This is a genomic window from Thermosynechococcus sp. FA-CM-4201 (assembly GCF_054689355.1).
Genome location: NZ_CP079920.1, coordinates 520486 through 542258, shown reverse-complemented (window position 1 = coordinate 542258; position 21773 = coordinate 520486). Strand labels below are relative to the sequence as shown.

The following is a 21773-nucleotide window of genomic DNA, read 5'->3' as shown; positions in this document are numbered from 1 at the left end:
GTAGATCATGGGCATTCGCGTTTACCGACCCTACACCCCCGGCGTTCGCCAAAAAACTGTTTCTGACTTTGCTGAAATTACCACCGACAAGCCCGAAAAGTCGCTGACCCGTGGCTTCAAGCGCGACAAAGGCCGCAACAATCGCGGTGTCATTACCAGTCGGCGGCGGGGGGGTGGCCACAAGCGTCGCTATCGCATTGTTGATTTTCGCCGCAGCAGCAAGCTCAATGTCCCCGCCAAAGTGGCAACCGTGGAGTACGATCCCAACCGCAATGCTCGCATTGCCCTGCTCCACTATCGCGATGGCGAGAAACGCTACATCATCCACCCTCGGGATTTGACCCCCGGCACCGAGGTGATTGCCAGTCCCGATGCCCCTATTGAAGTGGGCAACTCCCTTCCTCTGGGCAAAATTCCCTTGGGGACCAGTGTGCACAATGTGGAAATCACCCCCGGTCGCGGTGCGCAAATGGTGCGAGCTGCCGGTGCGATGGCACAAGTGGTGGCCAAAGAAGGGGATATGGTCACCCTCAAGCTTCCCTCAGGTGAAGTGCGGCTCTTCCGCAAGGAATGCTATGCCACCATTGGCCAAGTAGGAAATGTTGAAGCCAACAACATCAGCTTGGGGAAAGCAGGTCGCAATCGCTGGAAAGGGCGTCGTCCGAAGGTGCGCGGTTCAGTGATGAACCCCGTGGATCACCCCCACGGTGGTGGTGAAGGGCGCGCCCCCATTGGTCGTCCTGGACCGGTCACCCCTTGGGGTAAACCCACCCTTGGCTACAAAACTCGCAAGAAGAAAAAACTCAGCGATGCCCTCATTGTGCGCCGTCGCAAGAAGTCTTCCAAGCGGGGTCGCGGTGGTCGTCAGTCTTAGGTTTTTGCGGAGAAGTTAGGTTATGGGACGTTCATTAAAAAAAGGCCCCTTTGTGGCGGATCATCTCTTACGCAAGATTGAAGCCCTCAATGAGCGCAATGCCAAGGAAGTGATCAAAACGTGGTCGCGTGCCTCAACGATTGTGCCAGAAATGATTGGCCACACGATCGCCGTCCACAACGGCAAGCAGCACGTGCCCGTGTACATCACTGAGCAGATGGTGGGTCACAAACTGGGGGAATTTGCCCCCACCCGCAACTTCCGCAGTCATGTTAAGGGCGATAAAAAAGCCCGCCATTGATTCTCTTGTTCGCGTCTGGGATAGCCGTCTATGGTTTCTACCTCTTCTCCTACTGCCCGTGCCTGCGCCAAGTATGTCCGCATGTCACCCCACAAGGTGCGGCGGGTACTGGATCAACTGCGGGGTCGCACCTACCGCGATGCCCTGATTATGCTGCGCTTTATGCCCTATCGTGCCTGTGAGCCGATTACGAAGGTCTTGCGATCGGCGGCAGCCAATGCCACCCACAACTTAGGCTTGGATCCCGCCACCTTGGTCATTAGTCAAGCCTATGCCGATCAAGGGCCTTGCCTAAAGCGGTTCCGCCCCCGCGCCCAGGGTCGCGCTTACCAAATTCGCAAGCCCACCTGCCACATCACGATTGCTGTGGCGCCCCAAAACACTGCTGACGAATCGTAGAAGGATACCACCGTGGGACAGAAGATTCACCCAATTGGCTTTCGCCTCGGCATTACACAAGAACATCGCTCCCGCTGGTACGCCGATAGCGATCGCTATCCCGAGCTATTGCAGGAGGATCACCGCATCCGCACGTTTATTAACAAGCAACTGGCCAATGCTGGCATTGCGGAAGTGCGCATTGAGCGCAAAGCGGATCAAGTGGAGTTGCAAATTCGCACCGCCCGTCCCGGCGTTGTCGTTGGCAAAGGCGGCCAAGGGATTGAGGAACTGCGCAAGCAACTGCGGCAGATGCTCCCTAGCAACCGCACGATCAAAGTGAACGTAGTGGAAGTCAACCGTGTCGATGCTGAGGCCAGCCTCTTGGCGGAATACATCACCCAGCAACTGGAGCGACGGGTGGCCTTCCGACGCGCCGTGCGCCAAGCCATTCAGCGGGCACAGCGAGCAGGCATTGAGGGGATCAAAGTCCAAGTGGCGGGTCGCCTGAATGGGGCAGAAATCGCCCGCACCGAGTGGACACGGGAGGGTCGCGTTCCCCTGCATACCCTACGGGCAGACATTGACTATGCCTACCGCACCGCCCGCACAATCTACGGCATTTTGGGCGTGAAGGTGTGGATCTTCAAAGGTGAGGTACTGCCGGGACAAACCGAAGCCGTGACACGGGAACCGAGTCGCCGCAGTCCCCAACGCCGCCTACCCCAATTTGAAAATCGCTCTAACTAACAGGGAAGCCAGCGATGTTAAGTCCAAAGCGTACAAAATTTCGCAAACAGCAGCGGGGTCGCATGACGGGGGTTGCCAGTCGCGGTAACTCCATCCATTTTGGCGACTATGCCCTTCAAGCCCTTGAACCCGCTTGGATCACCTCACGGCAAATTGAGGCCGGTCGTCGTGCCATGACCCGCTATATCCGCCGCGGTGGCAAAATCTGGATTCGCATTTTCCCCGATAAGCCGGTGACGATGCGGCCTGCGGAAACGCGGATGGGGTCAGGGAAAGGCTCACCGGAATACTGGGTGGCGGTGGTCAAACCCGGTCGCATTATGTATGAAATTGCCGGTGTGCCGGAGGCGGTTGCCCGCGAAGCCATGCGCCTTGCTGCCTACAAAATGCCGATCAAGACCCGTTTTCTGGTGCGCAATCAAGAAGAGGAACAACAGGAGGGTTAAGAATGGCACTGACAAAAATGAAAGACCTGCGGGAACTGAGTGATCAAGAGGTGAGCGATCGCATTGCCGCGATTAAGAAAGAACTCTTTGATCTGCGCTTCAAAAAAGCCACCCGCCAAGAGGTCAAGCCCCATCAGTTTAAGCATTTGCGCCACGAGTTGGCACAGCTTTTAACCCTTGAGAATGAACGTCGCCGCAGTGGAGGCCAAGGCTAATGGCAGTTAAAGAACGTGTTGGCGTTGTCGTCAGCGACAAAATGCAAAAAACCGTCGTCGTTGCCGTCGAAAACCGCGCCCCCCACCCTAAGTACGGCAAAATTGTCGTCAAAACCCGCCGCTACAAAGCCCATGATGAAAACAATGAAGCCAAAGTGGGCGATCGCGTGCGCATTCGGGAAACCCGTCCCCTGAGTCGCACCAAGCGTTGGGTCATTGCCGAGATTCTCAGTCCTCGCACTGCCTAAGGAGAGCCAGCCATGATTCAACAGGAAACCTATCTTAACGTTGCCGACAATAGCGGCGCCAAAAAGCTCCTCTGCATCCGTGTGCTCGGCGGCGGTAACCGTCGCTACGGTAGTGTCGGCGATGTGATCATTGCCACCGTCAAAGATGCCACCCCCAATATGGCAGTGAAAAAATCCGATGTGGTTCGCGCTGTCATTGTGCGCACCCGCAAAACCATCCGCCGTGAAAGTGGCATGAGCATTCGCTTTGACGACAACGCCGCTGTCTTGATCAACCAAGAGGGCAACCCTCGCGGTACCCGTGTCTTTGGTCCTGTGGCTCGTGAACTGCGGGATAAAAACTTCACGAAAATTGTTTCATTGGCACCGGAGGTACTCTAATGGCGGCCAAGAAAGCAAATAAAAAGCCTGTGCGCTATCGCATGCACGTGAAAAAAGGGGATACGGTTCAAGTCATCGCTGGCAGTGACAAAGCCAAAGTGGGTGAAGTCCTCGCCGTTTTCCCCAAGACCAGTCAGGTGATTGTTAAAGGGGTGAACCTGAAAACCAAACACGTCAAGCCCCGCCAAGAGGGCGAATCCGGGCAAATTATCACCAAGGAAGCCCCGATCCACAGTTGCAAGGTGATGCTCTACTCCACCAAGCAAAACGTGGCCAGCCGCATCTGCTACACCTACACCGAAGATGGCCGTAAGGTACGGATGCTCAAGAAAACTGGCGAAATCATTGATTAGCCCTAACCCGTTTTCCCCTCTCTGACCCAGCCCAGAGAATGCCCCTAGGAGAAGCCCCATGTCCCAACGCCTCAAAGATCACTACAACAAAACCGTTGTGCCGCAGCTCATGCAGCAATTCCAGTACAAAAACATTCACCAAGTGCCCAAGATTGTCAAAGTGACGGTCAACCGCGGTCTGGGTGAAGCGGCGCAAAATGCCAAAGCCCTTGAAGCCACACTGGCAGAAATTGCCACGATTACCGGCCAAAAGCCCGTAGTCACCCGCGCCAAGAAGGCGATCGCTGGCTTCAAAATTCGCAAAGGCATGCCCGTGGGGGTTGCCGTAACGCTGCGTTCCGATCGCATGTATGCCTTTTTGGATCGCTTGATTAACTTGGCACTGCCACGGATTCGTGACTTTCGCGGTGTCAACCCCAAAAGCTTTGATGGCCGGGGCAACTACACCCTAGGTTTGCGCGAGCAACTGATTTTCCCCGAAGTCAACTACGACGACATTGATCAAATTCGCGGCATGGATGTCTCAATCATCACCACTGCCAATACTGATGAAGAAGGACGCGCCCTGCTGAAAGCAATGGGCATGCCGTTCCGTGAGAACTAACGCCGGAGGCAGATTTTTAAGGAGCAACTATGGCAGTAAATGACACGATTGGCGATATGCTAACTCGCATCCGCAACGCAAACCTTGCGCGTCATCAAACCACCACCATTCCGGCCACGCGCATGACCCGCAGTATTGCGCAGGTGCTGAAAGCGGAAGGGTTTATTCGCGATTTTGAAGAGCAAGGGGACGGCATCAAACGGCATCTTGTGGTTTCCCTAAAATATCGCGGCAAGCAGCGCCAGCCGATTATTACTGCGCTCAAGCGGGTGAGCAAACCCGGTCTGCGCGTCTATGCCAATTCCCGTGAGTTGCCCCGGGTGCTCGGTGGCATCGGCATTGCCATCATCTCCACCTCTAGCGGCATCATGACCGATCGCGAGGCACGGAAGCAGGGCATTGGCGGCGAAGTACTCTGTTACGTTTGGTAAGCTCGGAGGAAGTCCCACATGTCTCGTATTGGCAAGCGTCCCATCCCCCTGCCCAAAAATGTCACCCTCACCCTAGACGGTCAGCAGGTCACAGTTAAAGGCCCCAAGGGTCAACTGAGTCGGGTTTTTCCCCCCGAAGTAAATGTTGCCCAAGAGGGCGAAACGATTGTTGTCAAACGCCGCGATGACTCTCGACCTGCTAAGGAACGCCACGGCCTCTGCCGCACGCTACTGGCCAACATGGTGGAAGGCGTCTCCCAAGGGTTTACGAAAAAGCTGGAGATCCAAGGGGTCGGTTACCGTGCCCAACTCCAAGGTAAAACCCTTGTCCTTAGCATGGGCTACAGCCACCCCGTTGAGATTGTGCCACCCGAGGGCATTACCCTAGAAATTGAGGACAACCAAGGTAAAAAAGTGCAGCAGGGCACGATTGTCCTTGTCAGTGGCATTGATAAAGAACTGGTCGGCAACACCTCTGCCCGTATTCGCGCCGTGCGTCCCCCTGAACCCTACAAGGGCAAGGGCATTCGCTATATGGGTGAATTTGTGCGTCGTAAAGTTGGTAAGACAGGGAAGAAATAGATGAAGCAAACTCGTATTGCGGCTCGCCAAAGTCGGCATCAGCGCATTCGCCGCAAAGTCAAAGGTACCAGCGATCGCCCCCGCCTCGCTGTCTTTCGTTCCCATCAGCACATCTATGCCCAGGTGATTGATGACACCCAGCACCATACTCTTGTGGCTGCTTCGAGTGTTGAGCCAGAACTGCGGCAAAAGCTGGGGGATGGCAGCACCTGTGCCGCCTCTATCGAAGTGGGGCGCCTGATTGCAGAGCGTGCCAAAGCTGCTGGCATTGAGCGCGTTGTCTTTGATCGCGGTGGCAATATCTACCATGGTCGTGTCAAGGCCTTGGCGGATGCCGCCCGTGAAGCTGGACTAGACTTTTAGAGGATGACCCGATGGCAAATCGTCGTAAAAACCCCCGCAAAGTTGAAAAAGAAACCGACTGGCAAGAGCGGGTCGTCCAGATCCGCCGCGTCTCCAAAGTCGTCAAAGGCGGTAAGAAACTCAGCTTCCGCGCCATTGTGGTTGTTGGCAACGAGCGTGGCCAAGTGGGTGTGGGTGTCGGTAAAGCTGCCGATGTCATTGGGGCAGTGCGCAAAGGCGTCGCCGATGGTAAAAAGCACCTGATTGATGTCCCGATCACCAAATCCAACTCGATTCCCCACCCCACCTTTGGCGAAGGCGGTGCTGCCCGCGTCATGATTCGCCCCGCTGCACCCGGAACGGGGGTAATTGCCGGTGGGTCTGTGCGGACTGTTCTCGAACTAGCAGGGGTACGCAACGTGCTGGCCAAACAACTAGGCTCCAGCAACCCCCTCAACAATGCCCGCGCCGCCCTCGAAGCCCTTGCGGCCTTGCGCACCTTCCAAGAAGTTGCCGAGGAGCGGGAAATCCCCATTGAAAACCTCTATAGCAAATAGTTAGGAGTTGTCCATGCGGTTTCAAGATCTGCACCCCCAAGCGGGATCGCGACGGCGCAAACGGCGGATTGGTCGGGGCATTGCCGCAGGTCAAGGGGCAAGCGGTGGCTTTGGTATGCGCGGGCAAAAATCCCGTTCTGGTCGCCCCACCCGTCCCGGCTTTGAAGGCGGTCAAAACCCCCTCTACCGTCGTCTCCCCAAACTCAAGCACTTTCCCCTCGTCAACCGGAAGGTTTACACTACGATCAACGTGGGTCGTCTCAATACCCTACCCGCCAATAGTGTAGTGACGGTTGAGTCTCTCCTTGAGGCTGGTATTCTCACCACTGCCAAATATCCCCTCAAAGTGCTGGGGGATGGTGAGCTAAACGTCAAGCTAGAGGTTCATGCTGCTGCCTTTAGTGGCAGTGCCCGCAGCAAGATTGAAGCCGCTGGTGGGGTATGTGTGGAGACCTCCGTTGCTGCCGACAGTGAATAGAGGAACCCCAATATGATTGTGAATCGCGGCAAGGCACCCACTGCCCAAGAAACGTTTATGCAGATGGCTCAAGCGGCTGGTCTGCGGGGGCGACTCCTGATCACCATTGGGCTATTGATCTTAGTACGACTGGGGATCTATCTACCCATTCCGGGCATCGATCGCGCCGTTTTTGCCCAGAGCGTCCAAGATAATGCCGTGATTCGCTTCCTCGACATCTTTTCAGGCGGTGGCCTTTCTGCCCTTGGTATTTTTGCCCTTGGTATCCTGCCCTATATTAACGCCTCCATTATCATGCAATTGCTGACCGCTGCTCTCCCCTCCTTGGAGCGGCTACAAAAGGATGAGGGGGAAGCCGGCCGCCGCAAAATTTCCCAAATTACTCGCTACGTCGCTGTCGGCTGGGCAGTTCTGCAAAGTTTTGGCATTGCCATTTTTGTGAGTTCAATTCCCGGTGCGGCTTTGCACCCCGGAGCGTGGTTTGTTGCTGAAATTGTCCTTGGGCTAACCGCTGGCTCAATGGTGGTGATGTGGATTTCGGAATTGATTACTGAGCGGGGTGTGGGTAATGGGGCTTCACTTTTGATCTTTTTGAGCATTGTTGCTTACTTGCCTGCCTCAGTGGGTCAGACGATCGCCCTTGCGGAAAGTGGTGGCAATATTGGCGGCATCGTTATTCTGTTGGCCGTCTTTTTGGCCATGATTGTCGGCATTGTCTTTGTGCAAGAAGGTACCCGCCGCATCCCCATTGTTTCAGCACGTCGCCAAGTGGGGCGCAAACTCTACCGCGAGCAAACCAGTTACCTACCCCTGCGCTTAAACCAAGGGGGGGTGATGCCGATTATTTTTGCCTCAGCAGTACTGATTCTGCCTTCGACCTTGGCGCAGTTTACCCGTAACGAACTCGTGGCACGATTTGCGAGCTATGTTTCTCCAGCAGGGCCGACGCCGTGGCTATACGTGATTTTCTATTTGCTGTTGATTCTCTTCTTTAGTTACTTTTACTCCTCCTTGGTGGTCAACCCCGTGGATATGTCCCAAAACCTGAAAAAAATGGGCGCCAGTATTCCGGGAATCCGACCGGGAAAAGCCACCTCTGATTACCTAGAGCGGGTTCTCAACCGCTTGACCTTCCTAGGGGCGATCTTCTTGGGTCTGGTGGCAATTATTCCCACGGCAGTCGAAAGTGCAACCAAAGTAACAACATTCCAAGGGCTGGGGGCGACCTCCCTGTTGATCTTGGTGGGGGTGGCAATTGACACCTCAAAACAAATTCAAACCTATGTGATTTCACAACGTTATGAGGGGATGGTGAAGCAGTAATGCGCTTAATTTTGTTTGGCGGCCCCGGTTCGGGCAAAGGGACACAGGCAGCAATTCTGACCACACTTTTGGGAATTCCCCATATTTCCACAGGCGATATTCTGCGGGCAGAGCGAGCTGCGGGCACCCCCCTCGGTCAACAGGCTCAAAGCTACATGGATCGCGGTGAACTGGTACCGGATCAGGTGATTGTGGATATGGTGGCCAATCGCTTGCAACAGCCAGATACGGCTGCGGGTTGGCTTTTGGACGGCTTTCCCCGCAATGTGGCACAAGCAGCAGTCTTTGAGGAGATGCTCAAAAGCATTCACCAAGACTATGATTACTTGCTTTTCTTAGATGTGCCCGCTGCAATTCTCCAAGAACGCGCCCTCAATCGCGCCAAGCAAGCTGCCAATGGTCAGCAGCGCTCCGATGATACCCCCGAAACCATTCTCAAGCGGGTACAGGTCTATGAGCGGGAAACCCTACCGATGATTCAACAGTACATGAGTCATCCCAAGTTTGTGCACATTGATGGAACACGTACGATCGAAGAGGTAACTGCTGCCATTCAAGCACGTATTGGAGAGGTGAACCGTGTCTAAACAGGATGCCATTGAAATTGAAGGGACAGTGACCGAGTCATTGCCCAACGCCATGTTTCGGGTGGATCTGGACAATGGCTTTAATGTCCTTGCCCATATTTCCGGTAAGATTCGCCGCAACTACATCAAAATTTTGCCGGGCGATCGCGTGAAGGTGGAATTGACCCCCTATGACCTGACTAAGGGGCGGATTACCTATCGCCTGCGCAAAAAGTAGTTTGATCTTTGCTGGCTACTCTGCTAAGATATAAAATTTGCGACTACATGAGCAACTGATATGAAAGTAAGAGCATCGGTACGGCGTATTTGTGAAAAGTGCCGCGTCATTCGGCGGCGTGGTCGGGTCATGGTGATCTGCACCAATCCGAAGCACAAGCAGCGCCAAGGGTAACCCACTGTTGTTGCATACATAGGAACTAGATTCATGGCTCGTATTGCTGGTGTTGATTTACCCCGCGACAAACGCATTGAAATTGCCCTCACCTACATCTATGGGATTGGCTTGACCCGCTCCAAAGAAATTTTGGCAAAAACCGGTGTGAATCCAGATACCCGCACTCGCGATTTGACCGATGCTGATATTGCGGCACTGCGGGCTGCGATTGACGAGTACCAAGTGGAAGGGGATCTGCGCCGCCTCGAGGCCATGAATATTAAGCGGCTCATGGACATTGGCTGCTACCGGGGGCGTCGCCATCGCCTTGGATTGCCGGTTCGTGGTCAGCGCACCCGTACCAATGCTCGCACCCGTCGTGGTGGTCGCCGCACTGTGGCTGGTAAGAAAAAGCCCGCTGCTAAGAAATAAGTTTTTCCGCTCCTGCTACCTGATTCACGGTTTGGATAGATTATGGCACCCTCTGCAAAACGCTCTGGCCCTCGTAAGCAAAAGCGCAATGTCCCCAGTGGCGTTGCCCACATTCAGTCCACATTTAACAACACGATTGTCTCAATTACCGACCCCAATGGTGAGGTGATTGCTTGGGCCTCTGCTGGCTCCAGTGGTTTCAAAGGTGCCAAAAAAGGCACACCCTTTGCAGCTCAAACTGCTGCTGATAATGCGGCTCGCCGTGCCATTGATCAGGGGATGCGGCAAATTGAGGTCATGGTGAGTGGTCCCGGCTCCGGTCGCGAGACAGCGATTCGGGCGTTGCAAGCCGCAGGCCTAGAAATTACCCTCATTCGGGATGTGACCCCCATTCCCCACAATGGTTGCCGTCCCCCCAAACGGCGGCGGGTTTAGGTTGGTTTGGGTCACTTGGGAGCACAGCTATGGCATATCAAATTGAATGTTTGGAAACACGGGTTGAGGAGGATCAGGGGCAGTACGGCCAATTTGCGCTGCACCCCCTCGCCCCCGGTCAAGGGATTACGGTGGGGAATGCCCTGCGGCGGGTTCTCCTTTCCAACTTACGCGGTAGTGCCGTGACAGCGGTGCGCATTGCCGGTGTGAATCATGAGTTTTCAACAATTCCCGGTGTGCGCGAAGATGTCATGGACATTTTGCTGCAAATGAAGCAGTTGGTGATTCGCAGCCACACTTCAGAACCCCAAATGGGTCGCCTTTTTGCCCAAGCCTCCGAGAATGAGCCATTGACGGTCACTGCTGGTATGGTGCAACTTGGCTCTGAGGTGGAGGTGGTCAACCCCAACCACTATATTGCCACGCTGATGCCGGGGGCAACCTTGGAAATGGAATTTAAGATTGAACAGGATCGCGGCTATCGCTCAGTGGAACGGGTACGGGACGATCGCCTTGCCTTGGACTATCTGCAATTGGATGCGGTCTTTATGCCCGTGCGGCGGGTGAACTATACCGTTGATTCGGTGCGCAGTGCTGGTGCAGAGGGCGATCGCCAGCTCCAAGACTATCTAAAGCTGGAAATCTGGACGAATGGCAGCTTGACCCCCCAAGATGCCCTCAATCAAGCGGCAACGATTCTCGTGGATCTCTTTAGCCCCTTGAAGGAAGTGCCCCTGCACACCTCCGAGGCCACCACCGCGGATGAACATGACGAAACGGGACAAATTCCCATTGAGCAACTCAATTTGTCAGTGCGTGCCTACAACTGTCTCAAGCGTGCCCAAGTCAATACGGTGGCTGACCTCCTTGAGTATTCCCAAGAAGAGCTACTGGAGATCAAAAACTTCGGTCAAAAGTCTGCCGAAGAAGTGATCGAGGCACTGCAAAAACACTTGGGAATTACGCTACCGCCCCAAAAAGCTGCCCGTAACTAGAGAGATTGAATGAGGTTTGTCTATGCGTCACCAACGTCGGGTTCCCCAGCTAGGACTGCCAGCCGATCAACGCAAAGCACTGCTGCGGGCACTGACCACTGAATTGATTCGCCACGGCCGCATTACCACCACCAAAGCGCGGGCAAAGGCTGTACGCGCAGAGGCGGAGCGGATGATCACCTTGGCAAAGGATGGCTCCTTGGCGGCACGGCGGCGTGCCCTTGGCTATCTCTACGATAAGCAACTGGTGCATGCTTTGTTTGCCCAAGCCCCACAACGCTATGGCGATCGCAAGGGTGGCTATACCCGCATTATCCGCAGTGTGCGGCGGCGGGGTGATAATGCCGAATTAGCAGTCATTGAACTGGTTTAGCAGGCAATGATGACGGCGATCGCACCTCCTCAGAGCGGCCAACGCTTGGCACTACTCATTCAGTACCAAGGCACCCATTTCCACGGCTGGCAACGGCAAGTGGGACAGCGCACGGTACAGGAGGTGATTGAGCAGGCGATCGCCAGTGTTGTCAATCATCCCGTCTCTGTTGTCGCAGCAGGTCGCACCGACACAGGGGTTCATGCCGCGGGTCAAGTGGCTCACGTCACGGTCAACTCGCCCATTCCCGTTCATCGTTGGCCGGGGATTCTCAATGCTCGCTTGCCCGCCGATGTGGTGATTCGTGCGGCGGCGGTGGTACCCGATCACTGGCATGCCCGTTTCTCGGCGCTGTGGCGTCGCTATCGCTATACCCTCTATACCGATCCTTGCCCCAATATCTTTCTGCGCCCTTGGACATGGCACTACTACTATGCCCCCTTGGATGTGGAAAAAATGGCAGCCGTGCTTCAGCCACTATTGGGGCGGCATCACCTCAGTGCCTTTCATCGGTCTGGCTCTAATCGTGCCCATTCTTGGGTGGAGGTGCAGGCGGTGAGCTGTCAGCGGCGCGGTGCCCTTGTGGAAATTGAGGTGCAAGCTTCGGGGTTTCTCTACGGCATGATGCGCCTGTTGGTGGGACTCTTGGTACAGGTGGGGCAAGGCCAGCGATCGCCCGCCAGTTTTACGGAAATTTGGCAGCAGGAGCAACGCCACCTCGTCAAGTATGCTGCCCCCCCTACGGGTCTTTGTCTATTGGGGGTGGGTTATCCTGAATCACCTTTCCCCCTTGCCCTGTGCACCGAGGCGATGCCCCAGTTTCAGTTAGCCTCCATTACCCCTGAATTGTCCATTGCATAGAACCATGGAGTTTGTAATGACCAGTACCGTAAAGACACCACTGCCCGCCGTGGATGACCTTGCTCCCCAGTGGTATGTCATTGATGCTGCTGATCAACGGTTGGGTCGGCTAGCCGCAGAAATTGCCCGCATTCTCAGGGGCAAAAACAAAGCCATTTACACCCCCCACATGGACACGGGTGACTTTGTAATTGTCATCAATGCCGAGAAAGTCACTGTCACCGGCAGAAAACGCTCCCAAAAACTCTACCGTCGTCACTCGGGACGCCCCGGCGGCATGAAAATTGAAACCTTTGATCAACTGCAAGCCCGCATTCCCGAGCGGATTATTGAGCATGCTGTGAAAGGGATGCTGCCGAAAAATTCCCTTGGCCGTAAACTCTTTACCAAGCTGAAAGTTTATGCTGGGCCAGAGCATCCCCACCAAGCGCAAAAACCCCAGCCTTTGACCATTAACACGATTCCGGGAGCCTAACATGCAGATTGCTGATCAGTCTAAGCGGGTAGTTTACTTGGGAACCGGTCGCCGTAAGTCGGCGGTGGCACGGGTGCGTCTCATCCCTGGCAGCGGTCAACTGTTGATCAATGGCCGCAATGGGGCTGACTACTTGCAAAACAACCCCACTTATCTCAACTTGGTGAAAGCCCCCCTTGAAACCCTTGGCCTTGAAAGTAGCTATGATATTTATGTCAATGCCACGGGGGGTGGTCTGACGGGGCAAGCAGATGCCATTCGTTTAGGGATTGCCCGCGCCCTGTGTCAACTGGACATCGAAAACCGCAAGCCTCTGAAAACGGAAGGCTATCTCACCCGCGATCCCCGTGCCAAGGAGCGGCGTAAATACGGTCTGCGCAAAGCCCGCAAAGCCCCCCAATACTCAAAACGCTAAGATTTTTGTTTTTTACTTCTCGTTTGTGGTGAGACTCCTATGCCAAAACCGAACATTCATCCCCAGTGGTATCCCGAAGCCAAAGTCTATTGTGATGGTGAAGTGGTGATGACCGTTGGTTCCACAAAACCCGAACTGCACGTGGACATCTGGTCAGGCAACCATCCCTTCTTCACGGGTACTCAGAAAATTGTTGACGCTGAAGGGCGGGTGGAACGCTTCCGCCGTAAATACAGCGGCGCCAAACCCCAGCAAACCGCTAAAGGGAAAAAAGCCGCCGCTAAACCTGCACCCAAAACCAACAAAAAGGGCTAATCGCTCTTCATGTCCCCCTTTTTTCAGCCCGCTGAGTGGCTGCCCCATCGCGCCTGTTGGTTAGCCTTCCCTAGTCACGAGGATTTGTGGGGAGAACTATTACCGCAGGTGCGTTTAGAATTTGCCGCCCTGTGTCGAGCGATCGCTGATCCCGATCCAATCACGGGAGCGTGTCGGGGGGAGCAACTAAAAATTCTGGTGCTGGATGAGGCCGGCGAAGTCACTGCTCGTTCTTACCTTGGGGATCTGAATCCACAGTTTTATCAACTGCCCTTTGGGGACATTTGGCTGCGGGATACGGCTCCTGTGGGCTTAATCAATGAGGCGGGGGAGCGCCGACTCCTCTGTTTGCCCTTTAACGGCTGGGGCAAGAAGTATCAACTCCCTGGCGATAGTGACTTGGCCGTGCGCCTTGCTCTAGCCATCGGCGTCCCCTATGGGGCAGTGCCCTTATTCTTGGAGGGAGGGGCGATCGAAGTGGATGGCGAAGGAACCTGCCTCACCACCCGCCAGTGTCTCCTTAACCCCAACCGCAATCCCTATTTAGACAGCGAAGAAGTGGAAGCCCGCCTCAAGCCCGCCCTTGGCGTGAGCAAAATCCTCTGGATTGAATCGGGTCTAGCCAACGATCACACCGATGGTCATATCGATACGCTGGTGCGTTTTGTGGCCCCGGCAACCGTGGTTTGTATGTTGCCGGAAAGCCCTGAGGATCCGAACTATGATGTGCTCCTGACGATTTATGAGCAGTTGCAAACGCTAACGGATGCGAAGGGGCGCTCCCTAGAAGTAATCCCGGTGCCTTCGCCCGGGCGGGTGACGAGTCGAGAGGGGGAGATTTTACCCGCTAGCTATGTCAATTTTTACATTGCCAATACCACTGTTGTCGTCCCCACCTATGGTGTCGAAGCGGATACCAAAGCGGTTGGGGCGATCGCCAAGCTCTTTCCCAGTCGCAAAACCGTTGGCCTTCCCGCACGGACGATTTTAGAAGGGGGCGGTGCCTTCCATTGCATTACTCAGCAGGAACTATGAGAACACTGACCGTTGCTGCCATTCAAGCGCAACTGACCGATGATGTTGAGACCAATATTCTGCACCTCAGTGATTTAGTGCGGCAGGCGCATCAGCAGGGGGCACAGGTCATTGTTCTGCCAGAGCTATTTGAGGGTCACTATTTTTGTAAGGAAGAGCGGGAGATTCACTTTCAGCGGGCACACCCCGTGAAAAACCACCCCACAATTGCCCACTTTGAGGCCTTGGCGCGGGAACTAGAGGTGGTGATTCCAGTGTCCTTTTTTGAAAAGGCGGGCACCGTCTATTACAACAGTGTGGCCATGATTGATGCGGGGGGCGTCAACCTCGGTGTCTATCGCAAAAGTCATATTCCCGATGGCCCCGGCTATGAGGAAAAGTTTTACTTCCGTCCGGGGAATACAGGCTTTCGAGTCTGGCGTACCCGCTACGGCAAAATCGGTGTCGGCATCTGTTGGGATCAGTGGTTTCCAGAGGCTGCACGGGTGATGACCCTGATGGGGGCAGAGGTGCTCGTGTATCCCACCGCTATTGGTAGTGAACCCCATGATCCCACACTGGACACCAAAGACCCTTGGCAGCGGGTGATGGTTGGCCATGCGGTAGCAAATGTGATTCCGGTGGTAGCAGCGAACCGTGTGGGTGATGAGGGGGGGCAAGTATTTTATGGCAGTTCATTTATTGCCAATCCAAGGGGGGATTTGGTGGCCGAGGCCGATCGCACCCAAGAAGCAGTGCTTGTTCATCAATTTGATTTAGAGGAAATTGAGCGCCTACGGGCGGCCTATGGCTTCTTTCGCGATCGCCGACCCGGACTCTACAAAGCCCTATTGACTGCGGATGGTGTTAGCTAATTGCCGTGGCTTGGCTGGGGATGAAAGTGTAGGTGCTGATGAGCCTGTAGCGGATGGCAATGATTATGCTCGCTGTCGTGCTCATGGGGATGAGTGTGCCAAAAACCGGCGGGGAGATGTCGCAAGTGCCACGGTTGGGTCAACACCACAAAAGTGATGAAAAGCACCATGCTGCTGAGGCCAGTATAGAAAAAATGTTGGGCTGGAAACTGACTGCCGAACCATCCCGCTAGGGGATAGGCCAAGACCCACCAAAGATGACTCCAAGCAAACTGAGCGCCATAAACCCGACCCTGCAAGTCCACGGCTACTCGCTCAGCAATTACCGTCTGCATCGGCACATTGACGAGGGTTTTACCGATACCCGCGATCGCCCACAACAGAGCGAGGCTAGGAACATTGGCACCATAGGCAGCCAGCAACGGCAGCACCGTGAGTATCCCCCCTAGCGCCATCACCACCACTGCACTGATCCTGTGACAGGAAGAACCCCAAATCACCGCAGCCAAAGTAGCACCCACACCAAATGCCGCCATGATTGAGCCGTAGGCCTGACTTCCTGCCTGTAGCGTGCCCTGAACATAGCCGACGGTATTCACCAAAATTTCCGCACCAGCGATCGCCGCCACCAATTGCAGCAGTAATCCATAGCGAATCGCTGCATCCCACCAAAGGCACTGACTGCCAACACTAAGCTCCTCAAGAAATCCTCTACGGGGGGGTACTGATCCTTCTCTAGAGACGATCAAAGCATTGGGCAGCCGAGCAATCAACGCCGCTGCAACCAAAAAGGTCAAGGCATCCAAAAAGAACACTGAACGGGTGCTAAATAGCGCCGCAACACTGCCCGCGAGGGCTGGGCCTAAAATACTCAGGAGTTGGTACGTGGCATTCGAGAGGGCGATCGCCCGTGGGCACTCCTCAGCAGTCGTCATCAAAGGTAATGTGGCGGTGTAGGTTGGGGTGAAGAGGGCGTGAAAGCCGCTCAGCAAAGCCACCAGCAGATACAGTTGCCAGCCGTCAGTAACAAACGGAAAGAACGAAACCAAAATCATTCGCATAAGATGGGTGGTCATCATCAACCCCTTGCGATCCAATCGATCTGCTAAGACACCAGCAATAGGAGCCAATAGCACAAAAATGGTGACCCGCAGAGTTAAGGCAGTTGAGAGCCACACTCCTGAATTCTCTCCTGCTAACTCAAAAGCAAGGAGTGCTAAGCCAAGCCAAGTGAATGCATCCCCAATCAGATTGATCGTTTGCGCCGCATAGAGAACGGCGAAGGCTCGATTCCGTAGGCACTGCAACAAGGGAGGAAGTTGAAAGGTCATGGTGGCCACCTGAGAACCCACACGTTTACTATATCCCCCCTAGGGGGATGTTCGCCAAGGGAACTCACGGATGAACTATGATTGGTGTAGGTTGTTCTTAAATACTTGTGAGTGGTGCAGCCACATTTCAGTGTCCTGCTCGCGATCGCCAGCGGCCTCGCTCTACCGACAGTTGCTTTTGCAAACTGCACCATTAACAGCGTGACTGGCCTAAACTTTGGTGCCTACAGCACCTCTAGTCCCTCTGCTAACGATGCCACTGGTCAAATTATCTTCGTCTGTACGAATGTCCAAGGGGCAATTACGATTCGCCTGAGCGCTGGTAATGCGGGTCGTTTTACCCCTCGACAAATGACCTCTGGCAGGGGTCGCCTTGACTACAACCTATACATTGATGCCGCTCGCACCCAAATCTGGGGGGATGGTACTGGCGGGAGCAGTTTGCGAACCTTAGTGCCTGTGAATAATGCCCCCACAGCCCTTGAAATTTTTGGTCGCATCCCCACCCGGCAGTTTGTGCCTGCGGGCATCTACAGCGATACGATTGTGGTGACGCTGGAATACTAAGAAACCGTAAAGCGATTGGTTTCCTCACGGATTTGCTCAAAGGAAATCTCTTGAGCCGTACCTGCAAAGGGATGATCCGGCGTTAAAAAGAGAAGGCAGTGACACTCCCGCCGTTCGCGCATGGGCACACAGGGGCAGTTCCAGTAGGCCGCTTCTACCTCTGCTTCTTTGTCTTCATAGTGGCGGCAGGGACACAGGGGAGAACCGTAGTCGTCCTTATGTTTGGCTAATCCTTCGAGAACAACTGCCGTTGTCCCTAAATCTGAGCAAAAGTAGGTTCCTGTGCGCTTGGCATAGGTTTCCGCAAACTTGCGCATGGCTTCAAGATTTTTGTCGGAGGCCTGTTGCGGTTTATAGGTGCTACTCATGGCAAAATTTGCGACACGAAACTTCTTTCAGTTTAGCGGAAGGCGATCGCTGGATTAGCGGTGATTGAATTGAAAGATCCAGGGTGCTGGAGTTGAACCAGCCTATGGCGAATTATGAGTTCGCTGCCTCATCCGCTCGGCCAACCCTGGGCAGGTGATTATTATTTTTCAATATACAGCCCTTTTCACAAGGTTCGAACATACCCAACAGTGGGAAACCTAGAGTGGGATAGCATTTGATTCCCTTATTTGTCCCCCATCATTCAGAGGTTTTCAAAGGTGTTGCGGTTAGCGCTCTGTTACTCGGAGGTTTTGCTATGAAGCCCATTTATTTAGATGGACTGGCCACCACACCCGTTGATCCGCAAGTGCTAGCCGCAATGCTGCCCTATTTTAGCGATCGCCCCGGCAATGCGAGTAATCGTGCCCATGCCTATGGTTGGGAGGCCGCCGCTGCCATTGATCTTGCCCGTGAAACGATTGCCGCAGCCATCCATGCCCATCCCGAAGAAATCATTTTCACCAGTGGTGCCACTGAAGCAGACAACTTGGCGATCAAGGGGGTGGCTGAAGCATACTACAGTCGCGGTCGCCATATCATTACCGTGCAGACGGAGCACAATGCGGTGCTCGCTCCCTGTCGCTATTTGGAGTCCCTTGGCTTTCGGGTGACCTATCTGGGGGTGAATGAGAAAGGGTTCATTGATCTAGGTGAGTTAGAGCAAGCCTTTACCCATGAGACCATCTTGGTGTCCGTGATGGCCGCCAATAATGAAATTGGGGTGCTCCAACCCTTGGCCGAGATTGGTCGCCGCTGTCGCGATCGCGGGGTACTCTTCCACACCGATGCCGCTCAAGCCTTGGGCAAAATTCCCTTGGATGTTCAGGCGCTTCAGGTGGATCTCATGTCCCTGACTGCCCATAAACTCTACGGGCCAAAGGGCATTGGTGCCCTCTATGTGCGGCGCGATCGCCCCCGGGTGCAACTCGCACCTCAACTCCACGGCGGTCATCAAGAACAGGGCTGGCGATCGGGAACCTTGGCCACTCCCCTCATTGTCGGCTTTGGGGCAGCAATACGACTCGCTCAGGAACGTCAAGCAACGGATATTCCCCATCTGTGGCGTCTCAAGGAACGGCTGTGGCAGGGGTTGACCTCCCTTGGGGAGATCTATCTCAATGGTGATTGGCAACAGAGTTTGCCCAACTCTCTCAATGTCAGTATTGCTGGGGTTGAGGGCAATGCCCTGCTGCGCGCCATTTATCCCTATGTCGCCCTCTCAACGGGGGCAGCCTGTAGTAGCGAAAAGCCAACTGCCTCCCATGTCCTCCTTGCACTGGGGCGATCGCCCACCCTTGCCCGTGCCTCGCTGCGCTTTGGTCTGTTGCGTACCACCACAGAGGCGGACATTGATATCGCCCTTGAACACATTGGCCACCGCATTCGCCAACTACGCCATCCCAGATAGAGATTCTTCACATTTGTTAATAGTTATGGCTTCTTGATATAAATTTACAATATTCCCAAATGCCGATAATGTCATGGTTTCCGTGATCTAAATCACATCTAAAAGTGCTTTTACGTGAAACTACGCATGATCCCCAAGTTGCGAAGTTCATAGAATAATAACGTACGGTAAATCAATCCTTAACGAGCAGTTATATCCCCTGTTGATCCCCCACAAAATTTGCCCATGGGTGGAAGTGGACAGTGGGAAATCAATTCATCAGATGCCGACATAGTAGTTGGGGGAACACAACATGACAAAATTATTGCCTGTTACTGCCTACACAATTCGCCGTTTGTTACGGCAATACCAAGGACAGCTCAAATCCGTGGTGGTGGAAGGGGCTTGCTTAGTGGCTGATCCCGAAGCAGACTTGAATGCGGTGCTCGAGAGTCTCTATTTGGATGAAGAAGAAGTCCGCACCCAAGTGGCTGAAATTGAGAAGCTGATGATGACCCATCAACTGCTGTTGAAAGCAGGGGCAAAAGAGCAAGCAGCAGCCATTGAAGATCAAATCCTCTGGATTTTTGGCCTGAAGCGGATCAAGAATCAAGCTAGCCAAGAAGCAGCCCCTGCAATGCCGATTATGATGGCCGTGGGCATTTAAGGACCCGCAAAAATGGCTTCCTCCACCTCAGCACGGGGACAGGAGTACTTAAAAGAACGCTGAGTCACGCTGCCCTCAAGGCGATCGTGATAAACCACCTGCAACTCTTCAATATCCAAGCAAATCCGAGCTGACCACTGGGGATACTCTAACTCCCAACAGTGGATATCCGTTTCGTCCCGCACACAGCCCTTTTGCTGTAGCCATGCTTCAATTTGCGGCAGGGCATGGTTGTAGAGGGGAGTTTGGGGATTAGGCAAGGTATTCATCCAAGTTCTGAGATGCGACTGACAATTTGCAAGATCCATTCTTGCCCCTGTTGGGACAAACCGACAATCACCGCCAGAACCAGACAGCCAACAAAGGTGACCCCCAAGATAAACAGAGCAAATAGCTCTCCCGGTGAAAGGGGGCGATCGTCGGGTGGCACAGCAGTAGAACGCACAGACCCTTGGGAGCGAGAGAACGCACCTATCCCCGTCGTATTTGACTGTTTTGACTGTGCCCGCAGGCGTAATTGCAAGTCATACCACTGCCGTTGCTCTGGATTCGTCAGCACTGCATAGGCCTCATTGAGGCGATGAAACTCCTCGCGGGCGATCGCCACCGGCAATGTCGTCGTATCAGGATGGTAGAGCTTACTCTTCTCTCGATAGGCACGGCGAATCTCCGCCAACGAGGCCGTGGGTGCCACCTCGAGAATGTCGTAGTGGGTTCGCGACGGGGACAGATGTGCCATGGCAAGGCTTACTTGACCAGATCGAAGATCTTGAACATGGGCAGGTACATCGCCACTAGAATTGACCCTACCATACCCCCTAGCACCGCAATCATCAAGGGTTCCATCACACTTGTTAGGGACTTCACTGCCTGTTCCACTTCATCTTCATAGAAGTCGGCCACCTTCATCAGCATCTTATCGAGTTCCCCTGTCTCTTCGCCCACGTTAATCATCTGGGTCGCCAGCACTGGAAAGACCCGTTCCTGTTGTAGGGCAAGACTGAGCATCCCCCCTGTCTGGACTTCCTTCGCGGCACGATCAATGGCATTGGAGATCACTTGGTTACCCGCCGTGGCACTGACAATCTCAAGGGAGCGCAAAATCGGTACCCCTGAACGGGACAGCGAACCAAACGTGCGGCAGAACCGTGCCACCGCTGTTTTTTCCACCAAATCGCCAAAGAGGGGTAGCTTCAACAGCAAGCCATCAATCATCAGGCGGCCAGCCGGGGTCTTGTAATAAAAGCGAATCCCCAATACCAAGCCCACCACACAGATAATCAACAATGCCATATACTGAGGCGTGCGCAGAAATTCACTCAGCGCCACCATCATGGCAGTAAAGGGCGGCAATTCCCCCCCCAACTGTTTGAAAATCCCCTCAAACACAGGAATAAGGAAAATCACCATCCCCAAGAAGATGCCGACCGCCAGCAGACCCACCACCACGGGATAGGTTAGGGCGGACTTGATTTGGTTATTGAGGCGGGCTTGATCCTCCAGCAACTTTGAGAGACGGTTGAGCACCTCATCCAGCACCCCCCCCGTTTCCCCCGCTTGGATCATGGCCACAAACAGATTATCAAAGGCCTCTGGATGGGGGCGCATTGCATCGGCTAGAGTGCTTCCCTGCTGAATATCATTGTTGACCGCCATGAGGATTTTTTTCAGTTTCGGGTTGGTACATTGATCCGCCAATACACCGATCCCGCGCACCAAGGCCACCCCCGCATTCACCAGTGCCGCAAACTGCCGCGCAAAGATCGCTCGATCCTTCACCGTAATTTTCGAGAGGAAGCTGAGGTCGAGGTCTGACTTGAGGGTGAGTTTTTTGGCCTCCTTGACCTCTAGAACCTGTACCCCTTGCAATTGCAAGGCCATGCGTGCTTCCCGCGGTGTCGAAGCTTCCTCGCGGACGGTCTTGTACTTGCCTTGGGCATCCCGTATCCGCACTTCATAGGTTGCCATGACTCAATACC

The 21773-nt window shown here is 54.3% G+C and carries 37 protein-coding genes and 1 tRNA gene; 32 read left to right on the top strand and 6 right to left on the bottom strand.

Going from position 1 to position 21773, the window contains the following annotated elements; translation table 11 throughout:
* Nucleotides 1-7 precede the first annotated feature (7 nt).
* From rplB to aguB, 29 genes are read left to right on the top strand one after another with little or no spacing between them, the layout of a single operon-like run.
* Nucleotides 8-874: a 50S ribosomal protein L2 gene (gene rplB, locus KV190_RS02650; RefSeq protein ID WP_149817908.1), complete on the top strand. Its 867-nt coding sequence runs from the start codon at nt 8-10 to the stop codon at nt 872-874.
* 22 nt (nt 875-896) lie between these two features.
* Nucleotides 897-1175 carry a 30S ribosomal protein S19 gene (gene rpsS / locus KV190_RS02645; protein ID WP_011055940.1) on the top strand — a complete coding sequence of 93 codons (279 nt, stop codon included), beginning with the start codon at nt 897-899 and terminating at the stop codon, nt 1173-1175.
* A gap of 30 nt (nt 1176-1205) precedes the next feature.
* A complete protein-coding gene (gene rplV, locus KV190_RS02640; RefSeq protein WP_011055941.1) occupies nt 1206-1574 on the top strand; it encodes a 50S ribosomal protein L22 in 369 nt (122 codons plus the stop codon).
* Between the two features lie 12 nt (nt 1575-1586).
* Nucleotides 1587-2303 carry a 30S ribosomal protein S3 gene (gene rpsC / locus KV190_RS02635; RefSeq protein ID WP_149817906.1) on the top strand — a complete coding sequence of 239 codons (717 nt, stop codon included), beginning with the start codon at nt 1587-1589 and terminating at the stop codon, nt 2301-2303.
* A 14-nt stretch (nt 2304-2317) separates the two neighbouring features.
* Nucleotides 2318-2749 (top strand): 50S ribosomal protein L16, encoded by a 432-nt coding sequence (gene rplP, locus KV190_RS02630; RefSeq protein ID WP_149817904.1) that lies wholly within the window; start codon nt 2318-2320, stop codon nt 2747-2749.
* Nucleotides 2750-2751: 2 nt separating this feature from the next.
* Nucleotides 2752-2964, top strand: a complete 213-nt coding sequence (gene rpmC, locus KV190_RS02625) for a 50S ribosomal protein L29 (RefSeq protein ID WP_181494831.1) — start codon at nt 2752-2754, stop codon at nt 2962-2964.
* Nucleotides 2964-3212: a 30S ribosomal protein S17 gene (gene rpsQ / locus KV190_RS02620; RefSeq protein ID WP_011055945.1), complete on the top strand. Its 249-nt coding sequence runs from the start codon at nt 2964-2966 to the stop codon at nt 3210-3212. Before rpmC ends, rpsQ begins: the two co-directional genes overlap by 1 nt.
* 12 nt (nt 3213-3224) lie before the next feature.
* Nucleotides 3225-3593: a 50S ribosomal protein L14 gene (rplN, locus tag KV190_RS02615; RefSeq protein ID WP_149817900.1), complete on the top strand. Its 369-nt coding sequence runs from the start codon at nt 3225-3227 to the stop codon at nt 3591-3593.
* Nucleotides 3593-3946, top strand: a complete 354-nt coding sequence (rplX, locus tag KV190_RS02610) for a 50S ribosomal protein L24 (protein ID WP_226971991.1) — start codon at nt 3593-3595, stop codon at nt 3944-3946. The genes rplN and rplX overlap by 1 nt, the downstream gene beginning before the upstream one ends.
* Nucleotides 3947-4004: 58 nt before the next feature.
* Complete coding sequence (gene rplE, locus KV190_RS02605) at nt 4005-4550, top strand: 50S ribosomal protein L5 (RefSeq protein WP_024125571.1); 546 nt, start codon at nt 4005-4007, stop codon at nt 4548-4550.
* A gap of 29 nt (nt 4551-4579) precedes the next feature.
* Entirely contained in the window at nt 4580-4981 is a 402-nt protein-coding gene (gene rpsH / locus KV190_RS02600) for a 30S ribosomal protein S8 (protein ID WP_149817898.1), read from the top strand.
* A gap of 18 nt (nt 4982-4999) precedes the next feature.
* Nucleotides 5000-5563 (top strand): 50S ribosomal protein L6, encoded by a 564-nt coding sequence (gene rplF / locus KV190_RS02595; protein WP_460194474.1) that lies wholly within the window; start codon nt 5000-5002, stop codon nt 5561-5563.
* Nucleotides 5564-5926: a 50S ribosomal protein L18 gene (gene rplR, locus KV190_RS02590; protein WP_460194473.1), complete on the top strand. Its 363-nt coding sequence runs from the start codon at nt 5564-5566 to the stop codon at nt 5924-5926.
* A gap of 11 nt (nt 5927-5937) precedes the next feature.
* Nucleotides 5938-6462, top strand: coding sequence for a 30S ribosomal protein S5 (rpsE, locus tag KV190_RS02585; RefSeq protein WP_011055952.1), 525 nt, complete (start codon nt 5938-5940; stop codon nt 6460-6462).
* A gap of 13 nt (nt 6463-6475) precedes the next feature.
* The gene (rplO, locus tag KV190_RS02580; RefSeq protein ID WP_460194472.1) at nt 6476-6940 is read left to right on the top strand and encodes a 50S ribosomal protein L15; all 465 of its coding nucleotides are present in this window, start codon (nt 6476-6478) and stop codon (nt 6938-6940) included.
* A 12-nt stretch (nt 6941-6952) separates the two neighbouring features.
* Nucleotides 6953-8263 carry a preprotein translocase subunit SecY gene (gene secY, locus KV190_RS02575; protein WP_460194471.1) on the top strand — a complete coding sequence of 437 codons (1311 nt, stop codon included), beginning with the start codon at nt 6953-6955 and terminating at the stop codon, nt 8261-8263.
* Nucleotides 8263-8850, top strand: coding sequence for an adenylate kinase (locus KV190_RS02570; protein ID WP_460194470.1), 588 nt, complete (start codon nt 8263-8265; stop codon nt 8848-8850). Before secY ends, KV190_RS02570 begins: the two co-directional genes overlap by 1 nt.
* A complete protein-coding gene (gene infA / locus KV190_RS02565; RefSeq protein ID WP_011055956.1) occupies nt 8843-9067 on the top strand; it encodes a translation initiation factor IF-1 in 225 nt (74 codons plus the stop codon). The genes KV190_RS02570 and infA overlap by 8 nt, the downstream gene beginning before the upstream one ends.
* A gap of 60 nt (nt 9068-9127) precedes the next feature.
* Nucleotides 9128-9241 carry a 50S ribosomal protein L36 gene (gene rpmJ, locus KV190_RS02560; protein ID WP_011055957.1) on the top strand — a complete coding sequence of 38 codons (114 nt, stop codon included), beginning with the start codon at nt 9128-9130 and terminating at the stop codon, nt 9239-9241.
* A gap of 33 nt (nt 9242-9274) precedes the next feature.
* Nucleotides 9275-9655, top strand: coding sequence for a 30S ribosomal protein S13 (gene rpsM / locus KV190_RS02555; RefSeq protein WP_024125578.1), 381 nt, complete (start codon nt 9275-9277; stop codon nt 9653-9655).
* Between the two features lie 42 nt (nt 9656-9697).
* Nucleotides 9698-10090 carry a 30S ribosomal protein S11 gene (gene rpsK / locus KV190_RS02550; protein WP_011055959.1) on the top strand — a complete coding sequence of 131 codons (393 nt, stop codon included), beginning with the start codon at nt 9698-9700 and terminating at the stop codon, nt 10088-10090.
* A 29-nt stretch (nt 10091-10119) separates the two neighbouring features.
* A complete protein-coding gene (locus tag KV190_RS02545; protein ID WP_460194469.1) occupies nt 10120-11085 on the top strand; it encodes a DNA-directed RNA polymerase subunit alpha in 966 nt (321 codons plus the stop codon).
* A gap of 22 nt (nt 11086-11107) precedes the next feature.
* Nucleotides 11108-11458, top strand: coding sequence for a 50S ribosomal protein L17 (gene rplQ / locus KV190_RS02540; protein ID WP_460194468.1), 351 nt, complete (start codon nt 11108-11110; stop codon nt 11456-11458).
* A gap of 6 nt (nt 11459-11464) precedes the next feature.
* A complete protein-coding gene (gene truA / locus KV190_RS02535; RefSeq protein ID WP_460194467.1) occupies nt 11465-12319 on the top strand; it encodes a tRNA pseudouridine(38-40) synthase TruA in 855 nt (284 codons plus the stop codon).
* A 16-nt stretch (nt 12320-12335) separates the two neighbouring features.
* Nucleotides 12336-12794 carry a 50S ribosomal protein L13 gene (gene rplM / locus KV190_RS02530; protein ID WP_024125583.1) on the top strand — a complete coding sequence of 153 codons (459 nt, stop codon included), beginning with the start codon at nt 12336-12338 and terminating at the stop codon, nt 12792-12794.
* Nucleotide 12795: 1 nt separating this feature from the next.
* Nucleotides 12796-13209, top strand: coding sequence for a 30S ribosomal protein S9 (gene rpsI / locus KV190_RS02525; RefSeq protein ID WP_149817876.1), 414 nt, complete (start codon nt 12796-12798; stop codon nt 13207-13209).
* Between the two features lie 39 nt (nt 13210-13248).
* Entirely contained in the window at nt 13249-13524 is a 276-nt protein-coding gene (gene rpmE, locus KV190_RS02520) for a 50S ribosomal protein L31 (protein WP_149817874.1), read from the top strand.
* A gap of 9 nt (nt 13525-13533) precedes the next feature.
* Nucleotides 13534-14559 carry an agmatine deiminase family protein gene (locus KV190_RS02515; RefSeq protein WP_460194466.1) on the top strand — a complete coding sequence of 342 codons (1026 nt, stop codon included), beginning with the start codon at nt 13534-13536 and terminating at the stop codon, nt 14557-14559.
* Complete coding sequence (aguB, locus tag KV190_RS02510) at nt 14556-15413, top strand: N-carbamoylputrescine amidase (RefSeq protein WP_460194465.1); 858 nt, start codon at nt 14556-14558, stop codon at nt 15411-15413. Before KV190_RS02515 ends, aguB begins: the two co-directional genes overlap by 4 nt.
* Here aguB and KV190_RS02505 read toward each other — a convergent pair.
* A complete protein-coding gene (locus KV190_RS02505) occupies nt 15410-16744 on the bottom strand; it encodes an MFS transporter (protein ID WP_460194464.1) in 1335 nt (444 codons plus the stop codon). The genes aguB and KV190_RS02505 overlap by 4 nt on opposite strands.
* A 111-nt stretch (nt 16745-16855) precedes the next feature.
* Between KV190_RS02505 and KV190_RS02500 the strand changes: the two genes are divergently transcribed.
* Nucleotides 16856-17311 (top strand): Csu type fimbrial protein, encoded by a 456-nt coding sequence (locus KV190_RS02500; RefSeq protein ID WP_460194463.1) that lies wholly within the window; start codon nt 16856-16858, stop codon nt 17309-17311.
* Here KV190_RS02500 and KV190_RS02495 read toward each other — a convergent pair.
* Both KV190_RS02495 and KV190_RS02490 read right to left on the bottom strand, forming a co-directional pair.
* Nucleotides 17308-17679 carry a ferredoxin-thioredoxin reductase catalytic domain-containing protein gene (locus tag KV190_RS02495; RefSeq protein ID WP_206201496.1) on the bottom strand — a complete coding sequence of 124 codons (372 nt, stop codon included), beginning with the start codon at nt 17677-17679 and terminating at the stop codon, nt 17308-17310. The two genes, KV190_RS02500 and KV190_RS02495, sit on opposite strands and share 4 nt — an antisense overlap.
* Nucleotides 17680-17756: 77 nt before the next feature.
* Nucleotides 17757-17829: transfer RNA gene (locus KV190_RS02490), tRNA-Ile, on the bottom strand.
* A gap of 167 nt (nt 17830-17996) precedes the next feature.
* Here KV190_RS02490 and KV190_RS02485 point away from each other — a divergent pair.
* Both KV190_RS02485 and KV190_RS02480 read left to right on the top strand, forming a co-directional pair.
* Entirely contained in the window at nt 17997-19148 is a 1152-nt protein-coding gene (locus KV190_RS02485) for a cysteine desulfurase family protein (RefSeq protein ID WP_460194462.1), read from the top strand.
* 292 nt (nt 19149-19440) lie between these two features.
* Nucleotides 19441-19794: a hypothetical protein gene (locus KV190_RS02480; RefSeq protein WP_181494850.1), complete on the top strand. Its 354-nt coding sequence runs from the start codon at nt 19441-19443 to the stop codon at nt 19792-19794.
* On the opposite strand, the gene KV190_RS02475 is transcribed toward KV190_RS02480, so the two are convergent.
* From KV190_RS02475 to KV190_RS02465, 3 genes are read right to left on the bottom strand one after another with little or no spacing between them, the layout of a single operon-like run.
* Nucleotides 19791-20063 (bottom strand): DUF3143 domain-containing protein, encoded by a 273-nt coding sequence (locus KV190_RS02475; RefSeq protein WP_460194461.1) that lies wholly within the window; start codon nt 20061-20063, stop codon nt 19791-19793. The two genes, KV190_RS02480 and KV190_RS02475, sit on opposite strands and share 4 nt — an antisense overlap.
* Entirely contained in the window at nt 20060-20533 is a 474-nt protein-coding gene (locus KV190_RS02470) for a J domain-containing protein (RefSeq protein WP_460194460.1), read from the bottom strand. The genes KV190_RS02475 and KV190_RS02470 overlap by 4 nt, the downstream gene beginning before the upstream one ends.
* 8 nt (nt 20534-20541) lie before the next feature.
* A complete protein-coding gene (locus KV190_RS02465; RefSeq protein WP_460194459.1) occupies nt 20542-21762 on the bottom strand; it encodes a type II secretion system F family protein in 1221 nt (406 codons plus the stop codon).
* Nucleotides 21763-21773: the final 11 nt, after the last annotated feature.

Bases quoted from the DNA above. Each gene is read 5' to 3' on its own strand.
- rplB (WP_149817908.1), top strand. From the start codon at position 8: ATGGGCATTCGCGTTTACCGACCCTACACCCCCGGCGTTCGCCAAAAA.
- rpsS (WP_011055940.1), top strand. From the start codon at position 897: ATGGGACGTTCATTAAAAAAAGGCCCCTTTGTGGCGGATCATCTCTTA.
- rplV (WP_011055941.1), top strand. From the start codon at position 1,206: ATGGTTTCTACCTCTTCTCCTACTGCCCGTGCCTGCGCCAAGTATGTC.
- rplP (WP_149817904.1), top strand. From the start codon at position 2,318: ATGTTAAGTCCAAAGCGTACAAAATTTCGCAAACAGCAGCGGGGTCGC.
- rpmC (WP_181494831.1), top strand. From the start codon at position 2,752: ATGGCACTGACAAAAATGAAAGACCTGCGGGAACTGAGTGATCAAGAG.
- rpsQ (WP_011055945.1), top strand. From the start codon at position 2,964: ATGGCAGTTAAAGAACGTGTTGGCGTTGTCGTCAGCGACAAAATGCAA.
- rplN (WP_149817900.1), top strand. From the start codon at position 3,225: ATGATTCAACAGGAAACCTATCTTAACGTTGCCGACAATAGCGGCGCC.
- rplX (WP_226971991.1), top strand. From the start codon at position 3,593: ATGGCGGCCAAGAAAGCAAATAAAAAGCCTGTGCGCTATCGCATGCAC.
- rplE (WP_024125571.1), top strand. From the start codon at position 4,005: ATGTCCCAACGCCTCAAAGATCACTACAACAAAACCGTTGTGCCGCAG.
- rpsH (WP_149817898.1), top strand. From the start codon at position 4,580: ATGGCAGTAAATGACACGATTGGCGATATGCTAACTCGCATCCGCAAC.
- rplF (WP_460194474.1), top strand. From the start codon at position 5,000: ATGTCTCGTATTGGCAAGCGTCCCATCCCCCTGCCCAAAAATGTCACC.
- rplR (WP_460194473.1), top strand. From the start codon at position 5,564: ATGAAGCAAACTCGTATTGCGGCTCGCCAAAGTCGGCATCAGCGCATT.
- rpsE (WP_011055952.1), top strand. From the start codon at position 5,938: ATGGCAAATCGTCGTAAAAACCCCCGCAAAGTTGAAAAAGAAACCGAC.
- rplO (WP_460194472.1), top strand. From the start codon at position 6,476: ATGCGGTTTCAAGATCTGCACCCCCAAGCGGGATCGCGACGGCGCAAA.
- secY (WP_460194471.1), top strand. From the start codon at position 6,953: ATGATTGTGAATCGCGGCAAGGCACCCACTGCCCAAGAAACGTTTATG.
- KV190_RS02570 (WP_460194470.1), top strand. From the start codon at position 8,263: ATGCGCTTAATTTTGTTTGGCGGCCCCGGTTCGGGCAAAGGGACACAG.
- rpmJ (WP_011055957.1), top strand. From the start codon at position 9,128: ATGAAAGTAAGAGCATCGGTACGGCGTATTTGTGAAAAGTGCCGCGTC.
- rpsM (WP_024125578.1), top strand. From the start codon at position 9,275: ATGGCTCGTATTGCTGGTGTTGATTTACCCCGCGACAAACGCATTGAA.
- rpsK (WP_011055959.1), top strand. From the start codon at position 9,698: ATGGCACCCTCTGCAAAACGCTCTGGCCCTCGTAAGCAAAAGCGCAAT.
- KV190_RS02545 (WP_460194469.1), top strand. From the start codon at position 10,120: ATGGCATATCAAATTGAATGTTTGGAAACACGGGTTGAGGAGGATCAG.
- rplQ (WP_460194468.1), top strand. From the start codon at position 11,108: ATGCGTCACCAACGTCGGGTTCCCCAGCTAGGACTGCCAGCCGATCAA.
- truA (WP_460194467.1), top strand. From the start codon at position 11,465: ATGATGACGGCGATCGCACCTCCTCAGAGCGGCCAACGCTTGGCACTA.
- rplM (WP_024125583.1), top strand. From the start codon at position 12,336: ATGACCAGTACCGTAAAGACACCACTGCCCGCCGTGGATGACCTTGCT.
- rpsI (WP_149817876.1), top strand. From the start codon at position 12,796: ATGCAGATTGCTGATCAGTCTAAGCGGGTAGTTTACTTGGGAACCGGT.
- rpmE (WP_149817874.1), top strand. From the start codon at position 13,249: ATGCCAAAACCGAACATTCATCCCCAGTGGTATCCCGAAGCCAAAGTC.
- KV190_RS02515 (WP_460194466.1), top strand. From the start codon at position 13,534: ATGTCCCCCTTTTTTCAGCCCGCTGAGTGGCTGCCCCATCGCGCCTGT.
- aguB (WP_460194465.1), top strand. From the start codon at position 14,556: ATGAGAACACTGACCGTTGCTGCCATTCAAGCGCAACTGACCGATGAT.
- KV190_RS02505 (WP_460194464.1), bottom strand. From the start codon at position 16,744: ATGACCTTTCAACTTCCTCCCTTGTTGCAGTGCCTACGGAATCGAGCC.
- KV190_RS02495 (WP_206201496.1), bottom strand. From the start codon at position 17,679: ATGAGTAGCACCTATAAACCGCAACAGGCCTCCGACAAAAATCTTGAA.
- KV190_RS02485 (WP_460194462.1), top strand. From the start codon at position 17,997: ATGAAGCCCATTTATTTAGATGGACTGGCCACCACACCCGTTGATCCG.
- KV190_RS02480 (WP_181494850.1), top strand. From the start codon at position 19,441: ATGACAAAATTATTGCCTGTTACTGCCTACACAATTCGCCGTTTGTTA.
- KV190_RS02475 (WP_460194461.1), bottom strand. From the start codon at position 20,063: ATGAATACCTTGCCTAATCCCCAAACTCCCCTCTACAACCATGCCCTG.
- KV190_RS02470 (WP_460194460.1), bottom strand. From the start codon at position 20,533: ATGGCACATCTGTCCCCGTCGCGAACCCACTACGACATTCTCGAGGTG.
- KV190_RS02465 (WP_460194459.1), bottom strand. From the start codon at position 21,762: ATGGCAACCTATGAAGTGCGGATACGGGATGCCCAAGGCAAGTACAAG.